This is a genomic window from Bradyrhizobium sp. CCBAU 53351, assembly GCF_015291745.1.
Taxonomy (GTDB): Bacteria; Pseudomonadota; Alphaproteobacteria; order Rhizobiales; family Xanthobacteraceae; genus Bradyrhizobium.
Genome location: NZ_CP030059.1, coordinates 6142741 through 6163506 on the forward strand (window position 1 = coordinate 6142741; position 20766 = coordinate 6163506).

Genomic DNA, 20766 nt, shown 5'->3' on the forward strand with positions numbered 1-20766 from the left:
CCCTTCCGATCAACTTCCGCCGTTCAACGAACGTTCCCGGGTTGCCGCTCGCAAGGCCGTGAGGTCGACCTTGGAGGCGATCTTGTCGAGCGCGACGGGAAGACGCTGGCGCCAGTTCGGGTGCTCGTCGATCGTGCCGGGAATATTGGGCTGGTCGATGACGCCGAGCAGATCCTCCATCGACACCGCGAGCAGCCGCGACGGCGTGCGCGACAGGAAGGCGAGCACCGAATAGAGGTCGTTGGCCTTGATGCCGTTCTGACGCAGGATCTCGTCGAGGGCGCCGAGCGCATCCCAGCGCGCCTGGTCGTTCTCGCCGGGATCGAGCCCGAGCGATCGCTTCATCTTGAGATCGCCAAAGGAGCGCCAACCGGCATAGGTCGACAGGTCATGCGTGTTCAGCGTGACCAGCGCATTGGGCCTGTAGTGGTCGACGGGGCGGAAATGACCGGCATCGTCGCGCTCGAACATCATGACGAGATAGGACCAGATGCCGAAATCCTGCATCATCTCGCGGAAACCCTCCGGCACGGTACCGAGATCCTCGCCGATCACGATGCATTTGTGGGCCGCGCTCTCGCGCGCCACGGCGCCAAGCAGCGCCTCGAACGGCATCTGCACATAGGCGCCGTTATCGGGCTTGAAGCCGCGCGGCACGAGATAAAGCCGCTTCAGCCCGAGCACGTGGTCGAGGCGGATGGCGCCGGCATGGCGCATCGAGGCTGCCAGCATGTCGGCGAACGGCACGAAAGATTGCGCTTCCAGGCCGCCGGCGTTGAAGCCGGCAAGGCCCCAATCCTGGCCGACGGTGTTGAGCACGTCGGGCGGCGCGCCGACGGCGAGATGGCGCGAGATCGCCATCTGCTCGTTCCAGGCATCGAAGCCATTGGACTGCACCCCGACGGCGACATCGAGATAGAGCCCGACCCGCATGCCGAGCTGGCTGGCGAGCTGCTTGGCGGCATGCAGCTGGCTGTCCGCCGTCCATTGCACGAACTCGACGAATTCGACCTCGCGCTTGTCGGGTCCGTTGCGCAGCCCGGCGCATTTCGCCTCGTCCGGCTGCTGCCATTCCGCCGGCCATTCCCACCACGGCACATTGAAACGATGCCGCAGCACCTCGAAACAGGCAAAGCGCGACAGCAATGGCGCGCGCTCGGCGCGGAAGGCGTCAAATTCCTTGCGGCGCGCTTGGCTCGCGCTCGTCACGAAGCTGTTGAAGGCAGCGCGCAAGGCCAGCCATTTCAGCGCGGCCATGTCGGCGTAAGGCACGCGATCGCCTTCGCGCAGACGGACGGCGGTCGCGGCTGCGTCGGGCACGAGATCAGCCGCGAATTCGGGAATGGCCTCGACATCGATATAGAGCGGATTGAGGAACAGCCGGCTGTTCGGCGAATAGGGGCTGCAATCCGAGGGGTGGTCGTCGAACAGAACGTGCAGCGGATTGAGCCCGACGCCGTCGGCCCCGAGCTGCTTGGCGAGCCTGACCAGATCGGCGAGGTCAGTGAAATCGCCGATGCCCCAGTTGCGGTTGGAGCGGACGCTGTAGAGCTGCACGGCGAGCAGCCAGCCGCGGTCGAAATCGCCGCCGAAGGCCCGCTCCGGCGCCACGATCATCGGCACCTCTTCCGTCACGCCTTGGGCATCGGTCAGCGTCAGGCGGTGATAACCGAGCGGCAGGTCGGCCGGCCAGGCGATCACGGGCTCGCGGGTCTCCCCCTGGGCGATCGATTTGCTGGTTGCGGTCAACGTCCATTGCAGCGGCGGCGCGCCGATCGCCGCCAATTCCGTGCGCGGATGTCCGAGTGCGCGAACCACGACCGGCCCGCTCACGAAGCGGTAAACCCGTTTCTCCGGCAGGGCGTCGAGGATGGACTTCAGGGCCACGGGGTCAGTGACCCGCAGCTTTCCGAGGGCGTCAACGAATTCGGATTGAACGCCCTTGATGCGGGCTTGAGCTAAAAGATCCATTCGGCACGCAGCTTGCAGGCCACCCTTGGGCCGGGGGCATCGATTTTAACGAGGCAGCGGAAGACGTTAGTCTGGCTCAACTCAAAACCATGCCTGCCGTTCCCGGGCGGAACTAATGACACACAAGCGGCTTTCTATATAGGTACCAAGGGTAGGTTCCCGACAAGGGAAACGGGCCCCTGCTTTCTTGTCAATGGCATCACCGTGAACAAGACAATTCAAACTGTCGAAAGTGCCGCAGCCGGCAGCGCTTTCCTCATCGAAGACGTCTATCCCGCGATCGATGGCGGCCGCTTCGCCGTGAAGCGGATCGCGGGCGAGAGGGTCGAGGTATGGGCTGATGTCTATCGCGATGGCGAGGCCGTGGTCGGGGCCGCGCTGCTCTGGCGCCCCGAGCAGGACCGGGATTGGCGGCGCGAGCCGATGATCCATCACAGCAATGACCGCTGGTCCGGCGCTTTCACGCCGGCGGAGCCCGGCCAATATGCCTATGCGATCGAGGCCTGGACCGACGAGTTCGCCACCTGGTCCCACGCCGTCGCACGCAAGCAGCGAACCGGGGCCGATGTCAGCCTCGATGCGCTCGAGGGGGCCGGCCTCCTGACCAAGGCGCATGGCGCGCCGCAGGCCGCCGCGGCTGTCATCGTCAGACAATGCGAGGATTATCTGCAGACCGGCGATGTCACCTCGCTGCTGGCGAGCGAGCTCAGCGATGCCATGGCCGAGAGCCAGTCCCGACCCGATTTGACCCGCTCACCGTCCTTCCCGCTGACCATTGACCGCGACAGGGCGCGGTTCGGCGCCTGGTATCAGATGATGCCACGCAGCCAGAGCCGGATCCCCGGCCAGCACGGCACGCTGCGCGACTGCATCGCGCGCGTGCCTGATATCGCGGCGATGGGTTTTGACGTGCTCTACTTCACGCCGATCCACCCGATCGGCCACAGCCGCCGCAAGGGCCGCAACAACGCGCCGGTGGCGAGCGACGGCGAACCCGGCTCGCCCTACGCGATCGGCGCCGCCGAGGGCGGCCACGATGCACTGCATCCGGAGCTCGGCACCATCGAGGATTTTCGCGCGCTGGTCGCGACGTGCCTCGAATATGGTCTCGAGCTTGCACTGGACTTCGCCGTGCAGTGCTCGCCGGACCATCCCTGGCTGACGGAGCATCCGGAATGGTTCAAATGGCGGCCCGACCGCTCGGTGCGGACCGCGGACGGCCGCTATTCCGACATCGTGATTCCCGATTTCGCCTCGGTCGACCGCATCGGCCTGTGGAACGCCTTTCGCGACGCCATGCTGTTCTGGATCGACCATGGTGTCACCATCTTCGCCATCGACAACCACGACACCGCGCCGCTGGCATTCTGGGACTGGCTGATCCGCGACATCCGCCGCCGGCATCCCGAGGTGATCCTGTTCTCCAAGACGTTTGCGCGGCCGAAGCTGATGAAGGGCCTAGCCAAGCTCGGCTTTGCGCAGTCCTTCACCTATTTCCCCTGGCGCACCTCGCGCTGGGAGCTGGAGCAATATCTCGGCGAGCTGACGCGCTATCCCGAGCGCGACTTCTATCGTCCGAATCTGTTCGTCAACACGCCCGATCTGCTGCCCTATCATCTCCAGGGCGGCGAAGCCTGGGCGTTCAAATCGCGCCTCGCACTGGCGGCGACGTTGTCGGGCAGCTACGGCGTTTACAGCGGGTTCGAACTGCTGGAGCACGAGGCGATCCCCGGCCGCGAGGAATATCAGGATTCCGAGAAGTACCAGATCAAGCAGCGCGACTGGGACCAGCCCGGCAACATCAAGGCCTATATTGCAGCACTCAACCGCATCCGCAACGACAACGCCGCGCTCCAGCAAACGGCGAATTTGCGTTTTCTGGACGTCGAAGACGGCGAGACCATCGCCTTCGTCAAGGAGGCGGCTGAGCCCGCCAACATTGTCGTCATCGTGATCGCACTTTCCGGCCACGTGCGCGAATGCTGGCTGCCGCTCGGCGACGTCACCGTTGACGCCGGCGGGCAGCGTCACCATGTGACGACACTCGAAAACCTCCTCACCGGCGAACAGTCCCGCATCGAATGGGGCGGGATCAGGTTGCGTATCGATCCCGACCGCGATCCGGCGCATTTGTTCCGCTGCCTGGCGTAAAGGGGCACGCCATGAACGTTCTATCTTCCGTCGACACCAAGAAGGCTGAGGCTGCCGAGATCGTGGACGAGCTGTGGTACAAGGACGCCATCATCTATCAGCTCCACGTCAAGGCCTTCGCCGACAGCAACAATGACGGCATCGGCGACTTCGCCGGGCTGACCGAGAAGCTGCCCTATCTGCAGGAGCTCGGCGTCACCGCGCTGTGGCTGTTGCCGTTTTATCCCTCGCCCGGTCGCGACGACGGCTACGACATCGCCGATTACGGTTCGGTCAATCCCGATTTCGGGACGATGAAGGACTTCAAGCGCTTCATCCAGGAAGCGCAGAAGCGGGGCTTGCGCGTCATCACCGAGCTCGTCGTCAATCACACCTCGGACCAGCACAAATGGTTCAAGCGCGCGCGCCGCAGCCATCCCGGCTCGAGCGCCCGCAACTGGTATGTCTGGAGCGACACCGACCAGAAGTACCAGGGCACGCGCATCATCTTCACCGACACGGAAAAGTCGAACTGGACCTGGGATCACGAGGCCGGCGCGTTCTACTGGCACCGCTTCTTCTCGCACCAGCCGGACCTCAATTTCGACAATCCGCGCGTGGTCAGCGCGCTGATCCAGGTGATGAAGCGCTGGCTGGATGCCGGCGTCGACGGCTTCCGGTTGGACGCCATCCCCTATCTCTGCGAGCGCGACGGCACCAACAACGAGAACCTTCCCGAGACGCATGCGATCATCAAGCGCCTGCGCCAGGAGCTCGATTCATACTCCAAGGGCAAGCTGCTGCTCGCCGAGGCCAACCAATGGCCAGAGGACGTGCAGGAATATTTCGGCCGTGGCGACGAGTGCCACATGGCCTATCACTTCCCGCTGATGCCGCGCATCTACATGGCGATCGCGCAGGAGGACCGTTTTCCGATCACCGACATCCTGCGTCAGACGCCGGACATTCCGGCGAGCTGCCAATGGGCGCTGTTCCTGCGCAATCATGACGAGCTGACGCTGGAGATGGTCACCGACGTCGAGCGCGACTATCTCTGGACCACCTACGCCAACGATCCCCGCGCCCGCATCAATGTCGGCATCCGCCGGCGCCTCGCGCCGCTCATGGACAACGACCGGCGCAAGATCGAACTGATGAACTCGCTGCTGCTGTCCTTCCCCGGAACGCCGATCATCTATTACGGCGACGAGATCGGGATGGGCGACAACATCTATCTCGGCGACCGCAACGGCGTGCGCACGCCGATGCAGTGGAGCCCGGACCGCAACGGCGGCTTCTCGCGCTGCGACCCCGCCCGCCTCTACGCGCCGCTGATCATGGATCCGGTCTACGGCTACGAATCGGTCAACGTGGAGGCGCAGTCGCGCAGCCTGTCGTCGCTGCTCAGCGCCACCAAGCGCCTGATTTCGGTGCGCAAGTCGACGCTCGCCTTCGGCCGCGGCACGATGACCTTCATCCGCCCGGCCAACCGCGCCGTGCTGGCCTATGTCCGGCAGTATCGCGACGAGGTAATCCTGTGCGTCGCCAATCTGTCGCGCGCCGCGCAGGCCACCGAGCTCGATTTGTCGCCGTGGAAGGACCGCATCCCGCAGGAGATGCTCGGCCGCACGCGATTCCCCGCGATCGGCGAACTGCCCTACATGATCACGCTGGGGCCCTACGGCTTCTACTGGTTCCAGCTTCAGGAGCGCGACAAGTCCGAGCCGGTGACGCCGCGCGCGGTGCCGGAATTCGAGACGCTGGTGGTGCCGGTGAATTCCAACTGGGTGTCACTGGCCCGCGAGCGCGGCGTCTTCGAGCGCGACGTGCTGCCGGGATTCCTGTCGCGGACCCGCTGGTATCCCGAGCACAATCCCAAGCAGATCAAGACCACGCTGACGTCGGCGGTGCCTTTCAGCGACATCGGTGACAACAGGCCGTGGATTGCGTTCTTCGAGACGGCGCGGGACGACGTTACTACGCGATACGTGCTGCCCATGCAGATCGAATGGGTGCGCTTCGACCGCGAACGCTTCAACCCAAAGGCGCTCGCCGCCGTCCGCCAGGGCGCGCGCGAGGGCACTCTGCTTGACGTTGCCACCGATCCGATATTCATCGGCCTGTTCTTGCGAGGTCTGTCGCAACACCTGGTCGTGGACGAGAACAATCTGCGGCTGGAATTCAAGGCGACCAGCAAGTTCTCCGACTATACCGTCAAGGAGCCCGAACGTATCCGCACCATCGAGCAATCGAACAGCACCGCGCTGGTCGACAACCAATACGTCGCCAAGATCTACCGCCGGCTCGAAAGCGGCGTCAGTCCCGAGATCGAGATCGGCCATTATCTCACCGAGGTCGCGCGCTTCGCCAACACGCCGGCGCTGCTCGGCAGCGTCGAGCTGGTCGAGGGCGGACAGCGCAGCGCGCTCGGCGTGCTGCATGCCTATGTCGAGAACCAGGGCGACGGCTGGACCGTGACCACGGGTTATCTCGATCGCTATATCGACGAGCAGCGCGTGTTGTCGGCCGATGAAATGCCGCGCGAGACCCAGGAGCAGGCGCCCTATCTGCATTTCATCGCGCAGATCGGCCGCAGGCTCGCCGAGCTGCACCTCGCTCTCGCCGCGGCCAAGTCCGACGATCTCGCCCCGGTGCCGATCGAGACTGCCCAGGTCAAGGCCTGGGTGTCCGACCTCAAAGCGCGGGCCCAGCGGGTTCTCGATCGGCTGGCCGATAGCCGCGACGGTCTGCGGGAGGCGGACCGCCCCCTGATCGACCGCCTCACCGCGATGCGGGCGAGCCTGTCCGACGCCCTGAATGCGCTATTGCCTTCGGGGATCGGCGGGTTGAACATCCGTCATCATGGCGACTTCCGCCTCGGGCAAACTCTGATCGTGAAGGACGATATCTTCATCATCGACTTCGACGGCGATCCGCGCCAGCCGCTGGCCGACAAGCGGCGCAAGCTGCCTGCCGCGCGCGACGTCGCCGGCCTGATCCGCTCGATCGATGCCTCGGTCAACGCGGCGCTGGGCCGCGCGCTGACGGGGGTTTCCGACGAGCAGGGCCGGCTCGCGGCCGCGCTCGACGAATGGCGCGAGCGAGCCGGTTCGACCTTCCTGTCCGCCTATCGCGAAGCCATGACCGATCGCCGGCTGTGGCCGGAGGACCGGCAGTCCGCGGAAGGCCTGATAAGATTTTTCCTGCTTGATCAGGCCTTCAATGAATTAGAGTACGAGCTGTCCCACCGGCCTGAGGGGCTCCATGCGCCGCTGACCGGACTGCTTCGCATTCTGTCCAATGAGAGCGAAGCCCATGCCTAAACTGCCTGCCGAGGCCTATGCGATCATCGAGGGCCGCCACTCCGACCCCTTCCACTATCTCGGGCTGCACCCTGAGGGCAGCAAAAGCGTGGTGCGCGCGTTTCTGCCCGAGGCCTCCAACGTCGAGGCGGTCGGCGAACATGGCGAGGTCGCCTCGCTCGACCGCGTGCACGATGCCGGACTGTTCATCGGTGCGCTGCCCAACGGCTCGAAGCACTATCAACTGCGCGCGAAATTCGGCGGCAACGTCGTTGAGTTCGAGGATGCCTATCGCTTTCCGCCGATCCTGACCGATTTCGACCTCTATTTGCTCGGCGAGGGCACCCACCAGCGCCTTTACGACAAGCTCGGCGCCCATCCGATGCGTCATGAAGGCGTCGACGGCATCGGCTTCGTGGTGCTGGCGCCGAATGCACGGCGCGTGTCCGTGGTCGGCGATTTCAATTTCTGGGACGGACGGCGCCATCCCATGCGGGTGCGCGGCGCCGGCTATTGGGAATTGTTCATCCCGCACGCCAAGGCCGGCGATCACTACAAATTCGAGATCATCGGACCGCATGGCCATCTGTTGCCGCTGAAGTCCGATCCGATGGCGTTTGCGAGCGAAGTCCGTCCGAAGACGGCTTCGATCGTGTTCGACGAGGCTCATCTGCCGAGGCCGCGCCCGTCACCTGACGGCATCAACGCGCTGTCGGCGCCGATGTCGATCTACGAGGTTCATCTCGGCTCATGGCGTCGCAAGAACGGCGATGAATGGCTGACCTATCGCGAGCTGGCCGAGCAGCTGCCGGCCTACGCCCGCGACATGGGCTTCACCCATCTGGAATTCCTGCCCGTCAGCGAGCATCCGTTCGACGGCTCGTGGGGCTATCAGCCGACCGGCCTCTACGCGCCGACCAGCCGCTTCGGAAGCCCTGAGGATTTCGCCGCCCTCGTCGATGCCTGCCACCGCGAGGGCGTCGGCGTACTGCTCGACTGGGTGCCGGGTCATTTCCCCGACGATCCGCACGGGCTCGGCAGCTTCGACGGCACCGCGCTGTACGAGCACGCCAACCCGCTGCAGGGCCGCCACCTCGACTGGGGCACACTGATCTATAATTACGGCCGCACCGAAGTGACGAACTTCCTGGTGTCGAACGCGCTGTTCTGGATGGAGCGTTACGCGATCGACGGCCTGCGTGTCGATGCCGTCGCGTCCATGCTCTATCTCGACTACAGCCGGCCACCCGGCGCATGGATCCCGAACCAGTATGGCGGCCGCGAAAACATCGAGGCGATCAACTTCCTTCGCCGCTTCAACACCGAGGTCTTCGCCCGCTTTCCGCAGGCGACCACGGCTGCCGAAGAATCCACCGCCTGGCCTCAGGTGTCGCGGCCGGTCGAATTCGGCGGGCTCGGCTTCGGCTACAAGTGGAACATGGGCTGGATGCACGACACGCTGAACTACATCAGCAAGGATCCGATCCACCGCAAATACCATCACGACGAGATCCTGTTCGGCCTGCACTACGCGTTCTCGGAAAACTTCATCCTGCCGCTGTCTCATGACGAGGTCGTGCACGGCAAGCGCTCGATTCTCGGCCGCATGCCCGGCGACGAGTGGCAGCGTTTTGCGAATCTGCGCGCCTATTACAGCTTCATGTTCGGCCATCCCGGCAAGAAGCTGCTGTTCATGGGCGCGGAAATCGCGCAGAGCCGCGAATGGAATCACGACCAGTCGCTCGACTGGCACCTGCTCGAATACAAGTACCATTCCGGCACCCAGGCACTGATCCGGGACCTCAACCGGCTCTACCGCGCGGTGCCGGCGCTGCACCAGATGGACTGCGACCCCGCCGGCTTCGAATGGCTGATCACGGACGACGCCGGCCGCAACGTGTTCGCCTGGCTGCGCAAGGGATTCGACGAGCACGCGCGGTGCCTCGTCATCGTCAACTTCTCGCCGAACGTCTATCAGAACTACCGCGTTCGCGTGCCCTTCGGCGGCAAATGGAAGGAAGTGCTCAACTCGGATTCCGCCCATTATGGCGGCAGCAATGTCGGCAATATCGGCGAGGTCAATGCCGAGGGCGGCGAGCTTCGCCTCGCCATTCCGCCGCTCGCCGCGATCTTCCTCGTTCCGGAAAGCTGACACATGCGCCTGACTGCTGGATCGCCCGCACGCCTCGGCGCAAGCTGGGACGGACGCGGCACCAATTTCGCGCTGTTCTCCGCCAACGCACAGAAGGTCGAGCTCTGCCTGTTCGACACGCAAGGCCGCCGCGAGCTCGAGCGCATCGAGCTGCCCGAGAAGACCGAGGATGTCTGGCACGGCTATCTCAATGACGTCTCGCCGGGCCAGCTCTACGGCTATCGCGTGCACGGTCCCTACGAGCCCGAGCACGGCCATCGCTTCAATGCCAACAAGCTGCTGCTCGATCCCTATGCCAAGCGGCTCTCCGGACGCCTGGTCTGGAGCGATGCGCATTTTGCCTACCGCACCGGCTCGCCCCGCGAGGACCTGTCCTTCGACCGGCGCGACAACGCGCGTGGCATGCCCAAGGCCGTCGTGGTCGACGAAACCTTCAACTGGGGCCGCCGCGAGATCCGCCCCAACATCCCCTGGGAAGACACGATCATCTACGAGGCTCACGTCAAGGGTCTGACGCAGAAGCGCGACGACGTGCCGCCGAATTTGCGCGGCACCTATGGCGGCCTGTCCTCGCCGGCGATGATCGAGCATCTGAAGAAGCTCGGCGTTACCACGGTCGAGCTGCTGCCGGTGCACAGCTTCGTCGACGACCGCATCCTGGTCGAGAAGAAGCTCGCCAATTATTGGGGCTACAACACGCTGTCCTTCTTCGCGCCCGAGCCGCGCTATGCCCAGGACAACGCGCTCGATTCCTTCCGCACCACGGTGGCACGGCTGCACGATGCCGGCATCGAGGTGATGTTAGATGTCGTCTACAACCACACCGCCGAAGGCAACCATCTCGGCCCGACGCTGTGCTACCGCGGCATCGACAACGCTTCCTATTACTGGCTGAACCGCGAGAATCCACGCTATTACGACGACTTCACCGGCTGCGGCTCTTCCGTCAACCTGACCCATCCCCGTGTGCTGCAGATGGTGATGGATTCACTTCGCTACTGGGTCGAGGTCTGCCATGTCGACGGCTTCCGCTTCGATCTCGCCACCACGCTGGCGCGCGGACCGAACGGCTTTGACCGCGGCATCTCTTTCCTGACCGCGATCCGGCAGGATCCGGTGCTGGCGACCGTCAAGCTTGTCGCCGAGCCCTGGGATCTCGGCCTCGGCGGGTACCAGGTCGGCGCCTTCCCCTCGCAATGGTCGGAATGGAATGATCGCTATCGCAGCGCCATGCGCCGCTACTGGAGCGGCGAAGGCAGCCTGATCGGCGACATCTCCAGCCGCATGACGGCGTCGTCCGATTTGTTCAACCACGACGGACGGCGGCCGCGCGCCAGCATCAACCACATCACCGTCCATGATGGCTTCACGCTTGCCGACCTCTTCAGCTACAACGAGAAGCACAACGAGGCCAATGGCGAGGAGAATCGCGACGGCTCCAACGACAACCACAGCAACAATTGCGGTGTCGAGGGGCCGACCGACGATCCCCAGATCCTCGGCCTGCGCCGCCAGCTTCGCAAGAACGTGCTGGCCTGCCTGATGCTGGCGCAGGGCGTTCCGCTGATCCTCGCCGGCGACGAGGTCGGCAACTCGCAATCGGGCAACAACAACGCCTACTGCCAGGACAACGAGATCGGCTGGGTCGGCTGGGATAATCTCGGCAAGGAGAGCGACGACATGGTCGATTTCGTCGGCCATCTCGCCGACATCCGCCGCCGGTTCTCGCAGCTTCGCAGTCACCGCTGGCTCGACGGTCGCCCTGCGGACGGTGTGTCCTACGGCGCATTGTGGCTGACGCCCGCCGGCGACGAGATGACGGAGAACGACTGGAAATTCCCGGAGGGACGATTCCTCTCCTATGTGATGGGGCCGATGGAACCGGGTGGCGCCGCGATCTTTATCGTACTGAACGCCGCCCCCGAAGACATCGCATTCAAATTGCCCAAAATGACCGAATACAAGAGCTGGCAGCAGATCCTGAACACGACGGATGCCAAGCTGAATACGATCGACTTCCCGCCCGGAAGCGACAGCAAGGCGCCGCCGCGCTCCGTGCTCGCCTTCGCGGGGGCGCTATGAGGCCGTCCTTCGGGGCGAGGCCGACGAAGGACGGCGTGTCGTTCCGCCTGTGGGCGCCCGCCGCGCGCCGTGTCGACCTTCTGCTCGACCGACGACATGCGATGCAGCGCCGGCAGGATGGCTGGTACGTGGCCGAGATTGCCGGTCTCACCGCCGGCAGCTCCTACAAATTCAGGATCGACGACGACATCGACGTGCCGGATCCGGCCTCGGCTTTCCAGCCCGACGACGTGTTCGGCCCGAGCGAGGTGATCGATCACGACGCCTTTCCGTGGCGCGCGCGCGATTGGCGCGGCCGGCCCTGGGAAGAGACGGTGCTGATCGAGACCCATGTCGGCACCTTCACGTCGAAAGGCACTTACCACGCCATGATCGACAAGCTGGATCATCTCGCGGCAACCGGCATCACCGCGCTGGAGCTGATGCCGCTGGCCGATTTCGCGGGACGCCGCGGCTGGGGCTATGACGGCGTGCTGTGGTATGCGCCAGACAGCGCCTATGGCCGCCCCGAGGACCTGAAGACGCTGATCGACGAGGCGCATCTGCGCGGGCTGATGGTGTTCCTCGACGTCGTCTACAACCATTTCGGCCCCGAGGGGAATTATCTCGGCCGCTACGCGCCGGCCTTCTTCACCGATGCGCATACGCCCTGGGGCAGCGCGATCGACTATCGCGTGCCGCAGGTGCGCGCGTTCGCGGTCGAGAATGCGCTGTCTTGGCTGACCGATTACCGTTTCGACGGATTGCGGCTGGATGCCGCCAATCACATCATGGCGATCCCCGGCGAGATATCGATGCTGCATGATCTCAGCGCCGCTGTCGGCGAGCTCTCGAAGGCGACGGGTCGGCACATCCATCTCGTGCTCGAGAATGGCGACAACCGGGCTAGCTTGCTCGACGCGGCGCAGGAGCCGCCGAACGGCAAGTATCGCGCGCAGTGGAACGACGATTATCACCATGCCTGGCATGTGATGCTGACCGGGGAGCATGCCGGCTATTACGGCGACTACCAGACGCCGCGCATGGACCTCGCACGCGCACTTGCCTCGGGCTTCGTCTATCAGGGCGAGGTTTCGGAGTTCTGGGGCAAGAAGCCGCGCGGCGAGCCGAGCAGTCAGCTGCCACCTGCGACGTTCGTCAATTTCCTGCAAAACCACGACCAGATCGGCAACCGCCCGCTCGGCGACCGACTCGAAAGCCTGGCATCGCCGCAGCAAATCGAGGCCGCGCTCGCGGTGACCCTGCTCGCGCCGATGGTGCCGATGCTGTTTCAGGGTGAGGAATGGGGCTCGACGGTGCCCTTCCCGTTCTTCTGCGATTTCCAGGGCGGGCTCGCCGATGCCGTCCGCAAGGGGCGCAAGCAGGAATATGCTTGGGCCTACGAAAAATACGGCGACGAGGTGCCCGATCCGCTCGATCCCGCAACGCTGCAATCGGCCGCGCTCGACTGGACCGGCCGCACGCCGCTGCAGGACGCCCGGCTCGCGTTGGTCCGACAGCTGCTTGCGCTGCGTCGCAAGGAGATCGTGCCGCGGCTGAGGGGCGCAAGTTTCGGCGAGGCCGAGGCGGCAGACAACGGCCTGCTCACCGCTCATTGGCGGATGGGTGACGCCACGGCGCTGCGCCTGACCGCCAATCTATCGGACAAGGACATCGCGCGTCCCGACGGCGCGACGGGCGCTCCCATCTGGGGCGACGCGAGCGGCGAGCGGCTCGCGCCATGGTCGGTGATCTGGCATCTCGGAGGTTAACATGCCTCCTGCCATTCCGCTCGCGACCTACCGGCTGCAGCTCACCGCGGATTTCGACTTCGACAAGGCCGCCGCCGTCGTGCCTTACCTCAAGGCGCTGGGAATCACGCATCTCTACGCCTCGCCGGTGATGAAGGCGCGCAAGGGCTCGACCCATGGCTACGATACCGTCGATCACAGCCAGTTCAATCCGGAGCTCGGCGGCGAATCCGGCTTCACACGGCTGAGCGACGCACTCGAGGCCCACGACATCGGCCTCGTCATCGACTTCGTCCCGAACCATGTCGGCGTGCATTTCGCGGACAATCCCTGGTGGCTCGACGTGCTCGAATGGGGCCAGGCCTCGCCGCACGCGGTCTCCTTCGACATCGACTGGGACCTGTTGCCTTACCGCGCGCGCGGCGGCGTGCTGCTGCCGATCCTCGGCAAGTCCTACGGCGACGCACTGGAGAGCGGCGAGATCGAGCTGCGCTACGATCCCGACCAGGGCAGCTTCTCCGCCTGGTATTTCGAACATCGCTTGCCGATCGCGCCGGAGCGCTATGGCGAGATCCTGCGCATGACCGTGAAGGACGCGGAAGCCGCCGAAACGGAGGCCGGCAAACGCCTGCTCTCGCTCGCGGCGCGCTACACCGGACTGCGCCGCCCCAACCGCAAGGAAGCCCCCGCTTTCAAGACCGAGCTCAGGGAGATCGCAGGTGGCGCCGATATCATCGCACGCGGCCTTGCTGCTTATCGTGCCGCCAAGGATCGTCCCGCGCAGACCCTGGCGCTGCATCATCTGCTGGAACGTCAGAACTACAAGCTCGGGCACTGGCGGCTCGCCTCCAGCGATATCAACTACCGCCGCTTCTTCGACGTCAACGGACTTGCGGGCCTGCGTGTCGAGGACGCGACCACTTTCGCCGCCACGCACCGGCTGGTGAAGCAGCTCATCGCTGGCGGCAGGCTACAGGGCATCCGGCTCGATCACATCGACGGCCTGCGCGATCCCGCGCAATATTGCCAGCGGCTGCGCCGCCTGGTGCGCGATGCGCAAGGAAACAGCAAGCCGTTCTACACGGTGATCGAAAAGATCCTGTGCGAGCACGAACGCCTGCCGCACTTCGCCGGCGTTCAGGGCACCACCGGTTATGAATGGATGAACGTCATCACCCAGGTCCTGGTCGACACCAAGGGCCTGGCGGCGCTGGACGAGACCTGGCGGCAGATCAGCAACCGTCCGCCACAGCTTGCGCCTTACGTCAAGGAGGCCAAGCGGCGCGTGCTGGAGACGCTGCTCACCAGCGAATTCACGGTGCTGACGCGCCTGCTCGCGCGCATCGCCAACGGGCATTACTCGACCCGGGATTTCTCCGCGGACAGCCTGCGGCAGGCACTGGAACTCTATGTGCTGCATTTCCCGGTGTACCGTACCTATTTGACCAACAGCGGCGCGACGGCCGCCGACCGCAAGCTGATCGACGACACCATCGCGCGCGCCCGCTCCGAATGGTTCGCCGCGGACGAAGGCATCTTCGATTTCCTGCGCGACGCCCTGACCATGGATCTGCTCAAGCCCGGCCGCCCGCCACACAGCGCCCCGCGCGTGCGCCGCTTCGCGCTGAAGGTGCAGCAATTCACCGGCCCGATGATGGCGAAGTCGCTGGAGGACACCGCGTTCTATCAATTCCACCGGCTGCTCGCCCTGAACGAGGTCGGCGGCGATCCCGCCAGCAACGGCCTCAACATTCCAGCTTTCCACGAGGCCATGCAGGCCCGCGCCAGGGAATGGCCGCTGGGAATGACGGCGACCGCGACGCATGACACCAAACGCGCCGAGGATGCCCGGGCGCGCATCGCGGGCTTAAGCGAAATTCCCGGTGAATGGACCAGCGCGGTTTCGCGCTGGAAGGTGTTGAACGCGCCGCATCTCACGCTCCAGGGCAATTTCCGCGCGCCGTCGGCGACCTTCGAATACATGCTCTACCAGACGCTGCTTGGGGCTTGGCCGCTGCAGGGGCCGATCGATTCGGGCTTCGTCGAGCGCATCCAGGCCTACGCCCTGAAGGCCGCGCGCGAAGGCAAGGAGGAGACGAGTTGGCTTAACCCGCATGAAGCCTATGAGAACGGCATCAAGAGCTTCATCGACAAGATCCTCGATCCCACGCTGTCAGGTGAATTCCTGGAGGCGCTGCAGACGCTGGCCCGGCGCGTGGCGCTGCTGGGCGCACTGAACGCGCTGAGCCAGCTCACCCTCAAGGCGACGCTGCCCGGCGTGCCCGACTTCTATCAGGGCACCGAGTTCTGGGACCTTTCATTGGTCGACCCCGACAACCGCCGCCCGATCGATTTTGGCGCGCGGCATGCGGCGCTGGGGTCGCTGGACGATCCGGACTGGGGCGGCCTTAAGAAGAGCTGGCCGGACGGCCTGATCAAGCTGGCCTGGACACGGCGTCTCCTACGGCTGCGCAACGAGCTCGCCGACGTCTTCGCGCAAGGCGACTACCAGCCGCTGGCGGTGCACGGCACACATGCCGACCACGTCATTGCCTTCGCCCGCCGCCACGGCCGCAGCGCGGCGATCGTCGTGGTCGGGCGTCACTTCGCGCCGTTCACGCAAGCGGGCCGGGAATGGCCAGCGCCCGACGGAGTCGACGCAACCATCGATATCACGGGCTATGCGGCGGCGGGCTTTGCAGGCAACGAACTGCCGCTCGCGCAGGCCTTCCGCGATTTTCCTGCTTTCGTCGTCGAAGCCCGCACGGCAAGCGCCGTCAGGCCGGCGCGGCCGCGTGCACGCGCCTGAATTACTTTCCGCCGTCCTTGGTCAGCAGCAGCTGCCCGCGCTTCTTGATCGTGGCCTGCGCCATCTCGGCGAAGCGCTGCAGCAGCCAGGGCAGCACCACCTCGACCCGAACCTGATCGTCGCCGACATCGACCTTCCCCGTTGCGACCTGCCCCATCGCGCGAATGCGAAAGGCCATGCTGTCGCCGCTCCAGCGCTCCTCCTCCACCTGCATCACGGGAATGCTGGCGGCCGCGCGGCCGAGCCCGGTCTTGAGCCGGCGCACCGCCTCCTCGCGGCCGAGACGATGCGGGATTGAAACGACAAGCGGTGCTGACATGGCCCTGCCCAAATGACGATTGATCTCAACATAGTCATGCCAAGTACGGCCACAAAGGTTCCATGCAAGTTGATCCTCCCGCCGTGTTTCATCGCGGGAACTTTAAAACCTGCGGCAAGTTGCCCCCGCACAAAGGGACAGGGTGCAACGCCCTTTCTACAAAGGGCTGGAGGATTTTTGCATGTCTATCGGTACGATCATTCTGATCATTCTCGTCATCGCCTTGCTCGGCGGCTTCAGCGGCATCGGCGGCGGCCCGTTCTACGGGACCGGCTATTACGGCGGCGGCGGCCTCGGGCTCGTCATCGTCATCCTGCTGATCCTTCTGCTGCTCGGACGGATCTAGCGGCATCCACGATGTCGGAGGGTGGGTTGGCCGCAAGGCATAACCCACCTCTTTGGTTTCCACGGAGGCGGAAGTGGTGGGTTACGCTCAGCGACGGTGCTTCGCGTCGTCGCCGGGCTGACCCACCCTATTTCGTTTTCGCCGCAAGCTTCTTGATCGCGGCCTTGATCGACGTCGCCGCATCATCATAATCCTCCCACGCTTTCGATCGCCCGAGCAGGCCCGGCACGCTACGCACCGTATAGCGCTTCGGGTCGAGATCGCTCTTCACCTGAGCCCAGGTGACAGGCATCGAGACCGTCGCTCCAGCGCGGGCCCGCGGCGACAACGGCGCCACCGCCGTCGACATCCGGTCGTTGCGGAGATAGTCGAGGAAGATCTTCCCCTTGCGAAGTTTCTTGGACATGTTGAGCAGATAGCGCTCGGGATCGTCGTCAGCCATCCACTGGCAGACGCCCTGCGCGAAAGCCTTGGCTTCCTTCCAGCTCACCTTGTCGCGCGCGCCGTGAAGCAGCGGCACCACCACGTGCAGGCCCTTGCCGCCCGTGGTCTTGCAGAAGCTCTCCATGCCGACGTCGGCCAGCCGCTGGCGCATGTCCTTGGCCGCGTCCACGACATCGGCGAAAGCGACATCCGGCGCCGGATCGAGGTCGAACACCAGCCGGCCCGGCGTATCATAGGCGTTTGGCGCGCAATTCCAGGGATGCAACTCGACGCCGCCGATCTGCGCGACGGCGGCAAGCCCTTCGACGCGGTCGATCTGCAAATACGGCTTACGATCGCCAGACACCTTAGCCAGTTCGAGCAGGTTCGAGCTGCCCTGCATGGCATGACGCTGAAAGAACGTTTCACCACCGATGCCGTCGGGTGCTCGCACGATCGAGCACGGGCGCCCCTTCAGATGTTCGATCATCCAGGCGCCGACCGCCTCGAAATAGCGGGCGAGATCAAGCTTCGTCACGCCCTCGCCGTCACCATCGTCCGGCCACAGCTCCTTGTCCGGCTTGGAGATGACGACGCCCATCACCTCGGCGGTGCCGGTATCTTTCGACCGCTTGGCCGTCTTCGCCACGCGCCTGCCGGCCGTGGGCGCGGCGAGCTCGGTGTCGACGGGCTTCTCCGCCTCCACCTCCTCGGCCGGCTTGTCCTGCCGCAGCCCCTTGAACGCGGCCTGGCGGATATTGCCGTCGGCGGTGAAGCCGGCGAACTCGATCTCGGCGACGAGCTCGGGCTTCAGCCAGTGCACCTCCCGGCTCTTCTTCGGGGCATTCTTGCCGCCGAAGGGGCTTTCCTTGGCTGCCATCGCCTTCAACGAAGGCATGATGCGCTTGACCTTGTCGGCGCCGAAGCCGGTGCCGACCATGCCGACGAAAGCGAGATGATCGCCACGCTGCACGCCGGCCATCAGCGAGCGGAATTTGCCATTCGTGGTCTTGTAGCCGCCGATCACCACTTCGTGGCCGGCGCGACATTTCGACTTGACCCAGCTCTCGGTGCGTCCCGAACGATAGGGCGCATCCAGCTTCTTCGACACCACGCCTTCGAGCTCGAGCTTGCAGGCCGATTGCAGCACGGCATCGCCGCCGCTCTCGAAATGTTCGACATAGCGGATCTGGCTCGATTTCCGCTTCCGCGCCTCCAGCAATTCCTTCAGCTGCGCCTTGCGTTCGCCGAGTGGCAGCCGCCGGTAATCCTCACCTTCCGCGAACAGCAGGTCGAAGGCAAAGAAGATCAGCTCCTCGGTCTTGCCATCGGACAGCGCAGCCTGAAGCGAGGAGAAATTCGGCGCGCCATTGTGGTCGAGCGCAACGATCTCGCCGTCGATCATCACGTCCGGCAGCGTGGCTGCCTCCTTGGCGATGGCGCCGAACTTGCCGGTCCAGTCGAGACCCTTGCGCGTCTTCAACGTCGCTTCGCCGTCCCCGACCCGCAGCTGCACGCGATAGCCGTCGAACTTGATCTCATGGCACCAGCCCTCTCCGGCCGGCGGCCGCTCGACCAGCGTGCAGAGTTGCGGCGCCACGAAGTCCGGCATCTTCGCGACCTTCTTCGCATTCGTCGCTGTGGTGGCCTTCTTCTTTGCCGCCCTGCTCTTCGGGAACTTGGTCTTGGCGCTCTTGCCGGCCTTCAACGCCGCACGAGGTGCCGGCTTGACCGTTCGCCCCTTCGCCTCTTCGGCACGGTTGGACTGCCAGACCGCGTCAGCCTTGGTATTGGCGCCCTTCGCCAGCATGAACGGCTTTGGCGCGCGTCCCTTGCCTTCGGCAATCTGGTCCATCGCACGGCCGGAGGCGACCGACTTGTCCTCGTCGAGAATGTCATTGTCCTTGCCCTCGCGGGCATGTTCGTCGCGATGCTTGATCAGCAGCCAGTTGGTGCGCTTCTCGCCACCGCGGTTGCGCATGCGCACCAAGACCCAGCTGCCCTGCAGCTTTTCGCCATGCAGGGTGAACTTCAGATCGCCTTTCCTGAAGCCCGCTTCCGGATCGTCCGCTTCCCAGGTGCCGCGGTCCCACAGCATCACCGTGCCGCCGCCATATTGCCCTTCCGGAATCGTGCCTTCGAAATCGCCATAGTCGAGCGGGTGGTCCTCCACTTCGACCGCCAGGCGCTTGTCGTGGGGATCGAGCGAGGGCCCCTTCGTCACGGCCCAAGACTTGAACACGCCGTCGAATTCAAGCCGGAGGTCGTAGTGCAGCCGTGACGCATCGTGCTTCTGGATGACGAAGCGCCGCTGCTTCGACGGCGCCACTGCGGATTTGCCCGACGGCTCGGGTGTCTTCTCGAAGTCTCGCTTCTGTCGGTAAGTGGAGAGTTTTTGCAGCACGAGCAGTCCCGCTTTTCTTCCGAGGATTCAAGCCTAACACGGCCAAAGTCCCATCCGGAACCAAAACCCTGTGGGAGGGTTGGGGTTCCAAAATGCCTTTGAAAACGCTGGAGAATGGAATGGCCCCGCGCGCCTATTGGAAGGGAACGTTGAAGCTGTCGCTGGTCAGCTGTCCGGTCGTGCTTTACCCGGCGACCACGGCGGCCGAGAAGACGCGGTTTCACCTGATCAATCGCGAAACCGGCAACCGGCTCAAGCAGCAGATGATCGATTCCGAGACCGGCGACGTCGTCGAGAGCGACCAGAAGGGCCGCGGCTATGAACTGCGCAAAGGCAAATATGTCGAGATCGAGCCGGAGGAGCTCGAGGCGGTCCAGATCGAGAGCAATCACACCATCGACATCGAGAGCTTCGTGCCGAGCGAGGAGATCGACCAGCGCTACCTCAACCATCCCTACTACATCGCGCCCGACGGCAAGGCCGCGGTCGACGCCTTCGCGGTGATCCGCGACGCCATGAAGGACCAGGACCGCGTGGCGCTCGCCAAGATCGTGCTCACCAACCGCGAGCACATGATCGCGATCGAACCGCTCGGCAAGGGCCTGCTCGGCACCACGCTGCGCTTCCCTTACGAGCTGCGCGACGAGGACCAGTTCTTCGACGACATCAAGAGCCCGAAGATCAGCAAGGACATGGTCGAGCTCGCCGGCCATATCCTCCACACCAAGGCCGCGCATTTCGACCCCGGCAAATTCAAGGACGACTATGAGACCGCGCTGAAGGCGCTAGTCAAACGCAAGGCCAGCGGCAAGAAGATCGAGCTGCCCGAGCCCGAGGAGCGGCCGAGCAACGTCGTCAGCCTGATGGACGCCCTGAAGCAGAGCCTGAAGGGCCGCGGCGGGAAGAAGACGACGGCGAAGTCTCACGCGCGGCGGACGTCCGGGCGGCAACGCGCCGCGCGAAAGACGCACCGGTCGACCGCGCGGCAGAGGAAGGCGGGATAGCTCGTCATTCCGGGCGATGCGAAGCATCGAACCCGGATTCCATCATGCCGAATGCGCCGAGCAGAGAATTGGGATTCCGGGCTTGCGCCAAGGG

The 20766-nt window shown here is 64.5% G+C and carries 11 protein-coding genes; 8 read left to right on the forward strand and 3 right to left on the reverse strand.

Annotation, left to right across the window (positions count from 1 at the left end; all coding sequences use genetic code 11):
- Window positions 1-9: 9 nt before the first annotated feature.
- Window positions 10-1971, reverse strand: coding sequence for a 4-alpha-glucanotransferase (gene malQ, locus XH83_RS29205; RefSeq protein WP_194404079.1), 1962 nt, complete (start codon window positions 1969-1971; stop codon window positions 10-12).
- A gap of 204 nt (window positions 1972-2175) precedes the next feature.
- On the opposite strand from malQ, the gene XH83_RS29210 reads away from it, so the two are divergent.
- The 6 genes from XH83_RS29210 to treY are packed head-to-tail and all read left to right on the forward strand — an operon-like array spanning window position 2176 to window position 16176.
- A complete protein-coding gene (locus XH83_RS29210; protein ID WP_194404080.1) occupies window positions 2176-4122 on the forward strand; it encodes a maltotransferase domain-containing protein in 1947 nt (648 codons plus the stop codon).
- 11 nt (window positions 4123-4133) lie between these two features.
- A complete protein-coding gene (gene treS / locus XH83_RS29215; protein WP_194404081.1) occupies window positions 4134-7424 on the forward strand; it encodes a maltose alpha-D-glucosyltransferase in 3291 nt (1096 codons plus the stop codon).
- Window positions 7417-9555: a 1,4-alpha-glucan branching protein GlgB gene (gene glgB, locus XH83_RS29220; protein WP_194404082.1), complete on the forward strand. Its 2139-nt coding sequence runs from the start codon at window positions 7417-7419 to the stop codon at window positions 9553-9555. The genes treS and glgB overlap by 8 nt, the downstream gene beginning before the upstream one ends.
- Before the next feature lie 3 nt (window positions 9556-9558).
- Window positions 9559-11637: a glycogen debranching protein GlgX gene (gene glgX / locus XH83_RS29225; RefSeq protein WP_194404083.1), complete on the forward strand. Its 2079-nt coding sequence runs from the start codon at window positions 9559-9561 to the stop codon at window positions 11635-11637.
- Window positions 11634-13388 carry a malto-oligosyltrehalose trehalohydrolase gene (gene treZ / locus XH83_RS29230; RefSeq protein WP_194404084.1) on the forward strand — a complete coding sequence of 585 codons (1755 nt, stop codon included), beginning with the start codon at window positions 11634-11636 and terminating at the stop codon, window positions 13386-13388. The genes glgX and treZ overlap by 4 nt, the downstream gene beginning before the upstream one ends.
- Before the next feature lies 1 nt (window position 13389).
- On the forward strand, window positions 13390-16176 hold the full coding sequence (gene treY / locus XH83_RS29235) for a malto-oligosyltrehalose synthase (RefSeq protein ID WP_194404085.1): 2787 nt from the start codon (window positions 13390-13392) through the stop codon (window positions 16174-16176).
- A gap of 1 nt (window position 16177) precedes the next feature.
- Here the strand turns inward: treY and XH83_RS29240 are convergent, their stop codons facing one another.
- Window positions 16178-16495, reverse strand: a complete 318-nt coding sequence (locus tag XH83_RS29240; RefSeq protein WP_194404086.1) for a polyhydroxyalkanoic acid system family protein — start codon at window positions 16493-16495, stop codon at window positions 16178-16180.
- A 181-nt stretch (window positions 16496-16676) separates the two neighbouring features.
- Here XH83_RS29240 and XH83_RS29245 point away from each other — a divergent pair, with 181 nt between their 5' ends.
- Window positions 16677-16841, forward strand: a complete 165-nt coding sequence (locus XH83_RS29245; RefSeq protein ID WP_007595743.1) for a DUF3309 family protein — start codon at window positions 16677-16679, stop codon at window positions 16839-16841.
- A 127-nt stretch (window positions 16842-16968) separates the two neighbouring features.
- Here the strand turns inward: XH83_RS29245 and ligD are convergent, their stop codons facing one another.
- Window positions 16969-19668, reverse strand: a complete 2700-nt coding sequence (gene ligD / locus XH83_RS29250) for a DNA ligase D (RefSeq protein ID WP_194404087.1) — start codon at window positions 19666-19668, stop codon at window positions 16969-16971.
- 119 nt (window positions 19669-19787) lie between these two features.
- On the opposite strand from ligD, the gene XH83_RS29255 reads away from it, so the two are divergent.
- Entirely contained in the window at window positions 19788-20672 is an 885-nt protein-coding gene (locus XH83_RS29255; RefSeq protein ID WP_194404088.1) for a Ku protein, read from the forward strand.
- Window positions 20673-20766 lie beyond the last annotated feature (94 nt).